The 7,810-nt window shown below is 47.0% G+C and carries 5 protein-coding genes; all 5 read right to left on the bottom strand.

Annotation, left to right across the window (positions count from 1 at the left end; all coding sequences use genetic code 11):
• Positions 1-549: 549 nt before the first annotated feature.
• The gene (locus JW881_08110) at positions 550-2,067 is read right to left on the bottom strand and encodes a hypothetical protein (GenBank protein MBN1697463.1); all 1,518 of its coding nucleotides are present in this window, start codon (positions 2,065-2,067) and stop codon (positions 550-552) included.
• Positions 2,068-2,684: 617 nt separating this feature from the next.
• Positions 2,685-3,995, bottom strand: a complete 1,311-nt coding sequence (locus JW881_08105; protein MBN1697462.1) for a hypothetical protein — start codon at positions 3,993-3,995, stop codon at positions 2,685-2,687.
• Positions 3,996-4,100: 105 nt separating this feature from the next.
• On the bottom strand, positions 4,101-4,313 hold the full coding sequence (locus JW881_08100) for a hypothetical protein (GenBank protein ID MBN1697461.1): 213 nt from the start codon (positions 4,311-4,313) through the stop codon (positions 4,101-4,103).
• 352 nt (positions 4,314-4,665) lie between these two features.
• On the bottom strand, positions 4,666-5,325 hold the full coding sequence (locus JW881_08095; GenBank protein MBN1697460.1) for a DnaJ domain-containing protein: 660 nt from the start codon (positions 5,323-5,325) through the stop codon (positions 4,666-4,668).
• A 661-nt stretch (positions 5,326-5,986) separates the two neighbouring features.
• Complete coding sequence (locus JW881_08090) at positions 5,987-7,408, bottom strand: carboxypeptidase regulatory-like domain-containing protein (protein MBN1697459.1); 1,422 nt, start codon at positions 7,406-7,408, stop codon at positions 5,987-5,989.
• Between the last annotated feature and the right edge of the window lie 402 nt (positions 7,409-7,810).

Raw genomic sequence — 7,810 nt, 5'->3', positions numbered from 1 at the left:
TATTCCATCTAATTCGTTATAATAAAAGAAACTGACAAACTCATTACAATCGGAAATACTGACAATTTAATTAATTGTCAGTATAAATGATCCCACTCGTTCAGGGTATAGTTCATTGCCCGTGCAAGATACGTATTCGGCGGAACACCTGGAATATGCTCATCAAGTGAAATCTTCAATACCTCCGCGGATCTGCTCGTATTGTATCAAATAAACATGACGGGTTCGAATATACTGTTCCCGGCGCCGCCGGAAGCCTTTCTGTTGAAAAAGTCTCAAAAAAAGCGCAATACCCGGATGGTTGAAAAGAATAGCTATTCTTCCTCTCTATCCTCTGCGAGTTTCGTGAGAAACCATAAAGAAATTAATATTGTATCACACGGAGTACAAAAAGGACACGGAGGAAGAGAATTGAACATCTTTCTCCGCGCGCCTCGTGAGAAATTTTATTAATGTAAATTCCGGACAAAATCAGTAATCACCAGTGATTACCTGATCTATAGCGTCGTTTCTCCCCTTAAGACCGTGTGCCGGCGATAGAGACAGGCATCAGAACTGCACGCCCGTGTCGATGAAGTACATATTCTCCATACTCGAATTCGTCCAGGCCTTGATCGCATCGTTGGCCACGAGGGTGGTGCCCGACGGGTCGGTAAAACGCAGGGAAACGGGAAGTTCGAAAGGACCGGCTCCTTGCGGGACAACCCAGGTGCCGGCCCGCTCCTGCGGCCGTGAACTCGTGTAGTTTTGATCGCGATTCAATGCCACCCATTCACCGGATGCAAGCTGCGCTTCGACAATCGTGACTGATCCCAGACCGGCGACGTTGACAACGGAAAGCCCGAACCAGTATTCGGATGCCCCCTTGAACATCTGGATATGCACGTTGCCCACCGCAGGGCACGGCACGCGCCGGTATTTAATGGGGACAACGCCGTCTATTATCTCTCCATTGGCATTGCCTGATTGTAAACGGGCCATGGCGATAGCGCCAAGATCGAGGTGGATACTCTCTTCGGGACTGGGATCGCGGTCTGTCGGAAGGTCTCCTCCGGGCATGGGACAGCCGTATTTGAAATCATCGACTTCGTAGCAGTGATTACGCCCCGCGCCGCAGCACCATTTCGCATTGGGCGCGCAAGGACAGGAGTCATTGATGACAAGGGTGATCGGTGGTGTATAGCCGGACTCACCGGTTTGATAATCGGTGCCGTCTTTCTTGACGAGCTTGACTTCGAAACACTCACCGCAGCTCAGATAATTGTCGAGGTCGCCGGAAAGAGTCGGCCAGTACTGGGTGTAGTAGTTGCCTTGCGGCGCCGCCCAGTTCCCACGGAAGGTATTACCGGGGGGCTCGGCGCAAAGGTCCGGGTATGCCGAGCAAAAGGCCTGGCATTCCGACTGATAATATTTGTCTCCGGATTTGATTGCCGTTGAGCAGACATTATATATTCCGAACTGGCACGCGCCGGCCAGGGTTATCCCGAAGTTCGTCGAACGGGAGTAGTGCCAGGGCTCATTGTTGCTCACCGACGTGACCGGCGGCCACGAACCGGAGACGGCCGCCTTGGAACTCACCACCTCGCACAGGGCTCCGGTGTTTCCTCCGCAGCCGCCGCAGTCCTGCGAGGACAAGTCGTTGCTGCAGTACCGGGCGGTGCATACGTTGTCTTTTAGCACCCAGCCTCCGCACGAGGAAGCGTCGACGGCGGGATACGGCGCCTGGGTACGATTGGGATCCGGTGTTTCTCCGGTACCTGCCGTCGGTGCCGGCGTCCCCCCGCCGCAGTCGGGTAATGAAGAAACAAGACCAACGTAATATTGTGCGATTAAAAGCGCATCCACAATATTAACGCCGCCGTCCCCATTCACGTCCGCTACCGAGGAATTGTAATTCGCAGGATTTAATCCCACATATGCCTGGGCGACAAGGAGTGCATCGACGATATTGATATCTCCGCTTGCATTGACATCTCCGCATTCTTGCGAGAAAACCTGTCCCGCGCACAATACAAGCACAATTGAAATAATACATGCTGTTTTTACCTTAACATTCTCCCTTTTCATGTTTTTTATCCTTTCTATTATATTTATGTTTCTTTATAAATATGCGATTCCATACCAGTATATCATAGAAATGGATTTGAACCAATAATTTTCTGCAAAATTCCTTGTTTTGATCTTTCATACATCCTGTTGATCCCTTCCAGATTCTTTTTTTACACGTAACGCACACCGACAGTCACCTGCCGTCAAAACGCGCAAATAACCCCTTATCCTATTTATCGACTTTTTCGAAGAGATTGCTTCACGAGTCCCCGTCTCTGCGTCCTGTCCCGGTCTGACCCCGGCGCCGCTGAAACAGGCTACCGGAAGCCTTTCTGCGGAAAAAGCTTCAATATAAAAACGCAATACCCGAACGGTAAAAAGAATGTTGTAACCCGGTGGAAGAGGACAACTATTCTTCCTCTGTGTCTTCTGGTGTGCTTGGTAAGATACAATATTAATTTCTTTAAGGTTTCTCACAAAGCTCGCGGAGAACACAGGGGAAGAGAAATAAATATCTTCCTCTGTGCGACCTGTGAGAAATTTTCTTAACGCAAATTCTTAAAGCGTTGGCCCGGGAGAGACGGGCTTCAAAATAATAAATTCGACAGTCTCGTAATACCCGGTTGCGGCCGGCATTACGGCCGCTGCATACCTGATAACGTTTCCAATTCAACGGGACACGATACTTCTCTTGTAATGATATTGGGATTATCGGCGGCCTGATACCAGTCGATAAACCAGTCAAGACCTTCGGCCATTTGGGTCAATCCCCTGCTTCGAAACAACGCATCATTTTTGGATTTCAGACAATTTTTCAGAGCGGCAAGATCCTGATAACCGTATTGCTCCTGACATGCAGATAATAATCCGCCGTATTGAGCCCCCATTTCGGATTTTGATACGCCCCATTGAGTCGAACAGGCATCAAAGGCACCGACGCCGCCGCCGGGGATCAAAATATCAACCTGGCCGCCGGCAACATCGTACCCGATATTGATAGCCATGACAATCATTTTCTTTCCTTTAATAGCCACTGCACCGGGACTATATCCATAATGGCCTTCTCCGGTAAACTCCAGTTCAAAGCATCTCCCGCAGATATCTCCGCTGCTGGTCGCCGCAAACCCATAGGAAAGATTGGAATTGACAGCCCACGGTATTAATTTAAAACACGTGTATGCAGGCCCATTGGCACCACATGAGCTGTTCAAAAGAGGATCTGATTGTTCGGTTACACCGTCTTTGGCACAGGTCTGCATTGGAGGCATAACATCCGGAAGATTATTAGGCCAGCTGCAATGAGGTTTACAGCAGTCCCAATAACGGGTGGCATACCCGTTGGCCCCCGGTATGGGATTGACAGGTGGCGGCACAGTGTTGGGATCGCATGCGCCGATCAATTTCCAGGCGTACTCATCTCCCGAATACTCCTCCGGATTTTCATTTACCGTATACCACTTCTGTTCATACAAATTGCCGTTATAGATCACTCTCGCTCCTGAGCCTTCGTAGGTCGTTTCGGCGGACCATGTCGTTGATTTGGAGCAATCGACGTTCCCCCCCGGAGGATTTGTGACGGACGGAGGATCCGTAATAGACGGAGGATCCGTAATAGACGGAGGATTTGTAACGGATGGAGGATCTGTGGGAACCGCTGTCTGGGTGCCGCAGTTGAGTGAAGAAGCAAGACCGACGTAGTATTGCGCCACTAAAAGGGCATCCACAATATCGATACCGCCGCTCGCATTCACGTCCGCTACCGAGGAATCATAATTTGCCGGATTTAATCCCACATAAGCCTGGGCGATAATGAGTGCGTCGACAATATCGATACTTCCGCTTGCATTGACGTCTCCGCATTGCTGCGAGAAAACCTGTCCCGCACACAATACAAGCACAATGAACATTATACATACTGTTTTTACCTTAAATTTCTCACGTTTCATGCTTTTATCCTTTCATTTTTATATTTATATTACCTTTTACATATATGATGACAGACAAGTATATCATAAAAACAGCTTTGAACCAAGAAATTTCTTTAAAATTCATCATTCAGATCTTTCTCCCAAAAGGAGTATAATGGTTATACTGTATTTATTGATGTAGTAATGAACGGCCAACACTGGTGTTTTCCTATCAGTCATAAAACCGGCAAAATTCTTTTCAATATTTTTCAAATTACCAATGTAATCCATAACTGCGCTTCTTCGGTTTTCGATGTGTGCGTATTCCTGTGTATATTCGAATATGATATCTTCCACAATCCGTCTTTTTCCTGATGCTCCAGAAACCGCCGTTTGTCTGTTTATTCAGTATTTTATTGACTTCGGGAAGTTCCCGGAGGGAAATTACCGGGTGAACCTTCTGTTCCAGCAAGTCGCGGGCGGTAAAATAGGTGACGGCATCATTTTCCGATGCCGTCAACGGCCGTATCGGATCATAGCCAAATATAAGTACTCCTTTTATACGATTAATGTGATATAACGGTCCGGGGCTGCCGGAGCCGGGAGTTTATCCTCCTTTTCTATCATAGTACCGAACAAATTCAGGTACTGCCGGGTTTTTTGAAAGTGGTATAATAAGCCATCTCAACAGTATAAAAAATCATTCGGGTTAATCGGCATTTTTATTTGTCAAATAATTCTTTGTTTTCAGATATTCTTTCAAATTCCTGTTCAGGTAATTTATCTTTTCTGTTGAATCTGACGCCCATGCGGATTGCGGATAATATGTGGTAACGATAGTAAAATAATATATTCCTCTGCTTGTATTATGAAGCAATTCCTCTATTGTCAATAGTGTTTGATTGTTATTGCCGCTCGATTGATTTCGTTTGCGGTTCATTTCCGCCTTTCGCAATTTAAGCCAGTCGAGCGGATCAATGGAAAATAATTTGTTATAATAAGCAATTCCCTTTTTATAATAGGCATATGCCGGATCTTTATGCTTTACCAGGCCGGTATCGGAAGTATTTTTAATGTCGGTTGAATCAGGTCCGGTGCTGTTTTCGGAAGCGTTTGAAAATTGTTTCAGCAATCTATGATATGCATTGATGATACCGAGTATTTTAAGATCATACTCCCTGTTACCGGCATGTAAGTCAGGATGGTATTTCTTCAATAATAATCGATACGACTGTTTTAGGTCGTTTATAGTAGAGTTTTTATTCAAGCCGAATATAAGAGAATCATTTTCGAGTGTGTTCAGTTGCAGTACCTCCTGATAAATACGATTTCGTCTGGCGGGAAAAGCGTTATATAAATTTCTCGACAATGCAAACAAGCCAAATTAGAATATTCCGTAAGGATTTATAACTAATTTCACGTGTAATTATCGTATAAAAAAATAACACCAAACAAATACTATATACATAAGGAATTAACCTGCTATCCGGCATTTGACGAAAATAATGTCAACTTTTTGGATGACAGCCCCGCACTCTGTCTTAAAACCAAACGCGCCGAAAATCCTCGACAACAACAGGCACGCAACAGCCCCTGTTTTCTTTCCATCCCTTCCGTCGCATCAATCCCGCTAAAACAACCCTCTCTTTCCCATCCGCTTCCTCGCTGCGGCACTACCACAGACAAACCATATTCCTATCTTACGGACATCGTCACCCGAAAAGCCAAAAACGCACACCTCCCCTTTCCACATTTACCATTATTTTAAAAGGGATTGCGTAACGGGTTCCCATAGCCAAGTGCCGTCCCGGACCTGCCCCCGGTGCCGCCGAAACAGGCTGCCGGGGGTCTTCCTGTTGAAAAAGTTTCAAAAAAAACCTTTTTACCATTATAACTTGTTTTAAAAAAAGTGCAATATCCGGACGGTAAAAAATATATTATAACCTGGACAAATAATTACATCCAACGGCATTTTTGCTTCATCAGGAATTGCGGACGATCGGCAATATTGTCAACATCGGAATCGTGTCTTACGGGAAACTTGATATAAGCCCGACGTAATATTGTGCAATTAAAAGGGCATCGACTATATTTATTGTACCCGAGTGATTAACGTCCCCGCATACGAGATCGATTCCCGGTGGATTCAGACCGACATAATACTGCGCCAGCATAAGGGCATCGACGATATCGATCCTCCCGCTGTTGTCGACATCGCCTGTAAGGGTGCAGGAAACAGTGACAATCTCGATCGAGCCGTCATGTCCCCGCGGAGCGCCTATACTGTTTGAGCTTGTATCCGTTAACGTTGTCACACCAATGTGGAGGGTTGTCGTCCCGCTGTACGACCTGGCAAGCCAGTGAATGGTAAGGACATGTAACGTCGAACCCGGACCCTTTCCTGTTGCATCGAATCCGCTCACCGAAAGCTCGCCCGTGGTTTCCGTATGGACCGCACTCACGAATCCATCCGCACCCGCCGTGACGCCGTTCGTTCCCTCGTTTGTATTTATGACGGCTACGGAACTGTCAAAGGTAATGGTAAATTCGTATTCACCAAGAACCTGATTTCCGCTGTTTATAAGGACTTCATTTGTAAAAGTATAGGGACCGATAATGGCGATTGGAATCAGTGACGGATCGATCGGTATGGTGTCGCCGAAATAGGTGAGGTCGAGCATGGTATGGGTCTTGTGTTCCGGAACAAACCAGACATCCCCGGCCGAATCCTGGCTTATCGGGTCCATCAGGAAATCGATGGTGGAAGAGCATTGAACCCCCAGGCTGGTAATGAGATCCGCATACCCGGGCGCGGTTATCGTAAAATCGACGATATCGCCGGGCATACAGTTGTAAACACGCAGCCGGTAGAACCCTGTGCTGTCCGTTGTCGTGTTTGTCGTTCCAAGGTCCGCGACACCGGTGAGTGAAGCGCCGCTTATTCCCAGGTTTGTCGTACTGCTTCGTACATACCCGCTTGCCTCGAATATACAGGGCGCGCAGGTTTTGCCGGGGGTATTGACGGGAGTCGGATCGGGTGTCGTTTCCTGGGTTACCGGGTCCATCAGGAAATCGATGGTGGAAGAGCACAGAACCCCCCGCCCGGTGATAAGGTCTTCATATCCCGGCGCAGTTATCGTAAAATCGACATTATCGCCGGACATGCAATTGGCGACATTCAGACTGTAATACCCGGTACTGTCCGTCGTCGTACTCCTTGTTCCCATACTGCCAACCGCCGTAATGGAGGCGCCGCTTATCCCCGCGTTTGTGGTACTGCTTCTCACATACCCGCTTGCATTGAATATACACGGCTGACAGGTAACGGCGGGGACGGGGGTGGGACTGGGTGTCGATACCTGCGCCAAAACCATGGTATTTCCGGTACACAGGAAAAGCAGAAAAAATAATACGAAAGCCATTGATAATAATGTATCATTTTTTTTACACATAGCATTGTTTCCTTTCCGCCAGATTATTTTTCCATCAATTATAGACGAAAAGAAACAAATGGTCGTCCGTGCGGATAGCTATGGACGTTTTTTCATCGGGCCGATATGTCGTTTTTGTTTTGCCCCCAATTACCTGCGATAGCCCTTCCCGGGAACATGGGAATTACGATATTTTTCATAGGTCGAATCACTTAGCGGTATTTCATCCAAAAGCCGATTTTTTTTTGAAAAAAAATGTGTAGAATAGGGCACTTGAAAAAATAGCAGTATGTGCTGCAAAGAAGTCAGTACCGTATCAGGAGTATGGTTGATTCATGATTGTTGCGCCGGTATTACAAAACTCCGCCGCCGAATGCGAAACACGGTTTTATTGACATCGATGTTTGCACGAGGCTTGCGCGA

It is taken from the genome of Spirochaetales bacterium (genome assembly GCA_016930085.1).
Classification (GTDB): Bacteria; Spirochaetota; Spirochaetia; order SZUA-6; family JAFGRV01; genus JAFGHO01.
This window is presented reverse-complemented; position numbering and strand designations above follow the sequence as displayed.

Bases quoted from the DNA above. Each gene is read 5' to 3' on its own strand.
- JW881_08110 (MBN1697463.1), bottom strand. From the start codon at position 2,067: ATGAAAAGGGAGAATGTTAAGGTAAAAACAGCATGTATTATTTCAATT.
- JW881_08105 (MBN1697462.1), bottom strand. From the start codon at position 3,995: ATGAAACGTGAGAAATTTAAGGTAAAAACAGTATGTATAATGTTCATT.
- JW881_08090 (MBN1697459.1), bottom strand. From the start codon at position 7,408: ATGTGTAAAAAAAATGATACATTATTATCAATGGCTTTCGTATTATTT.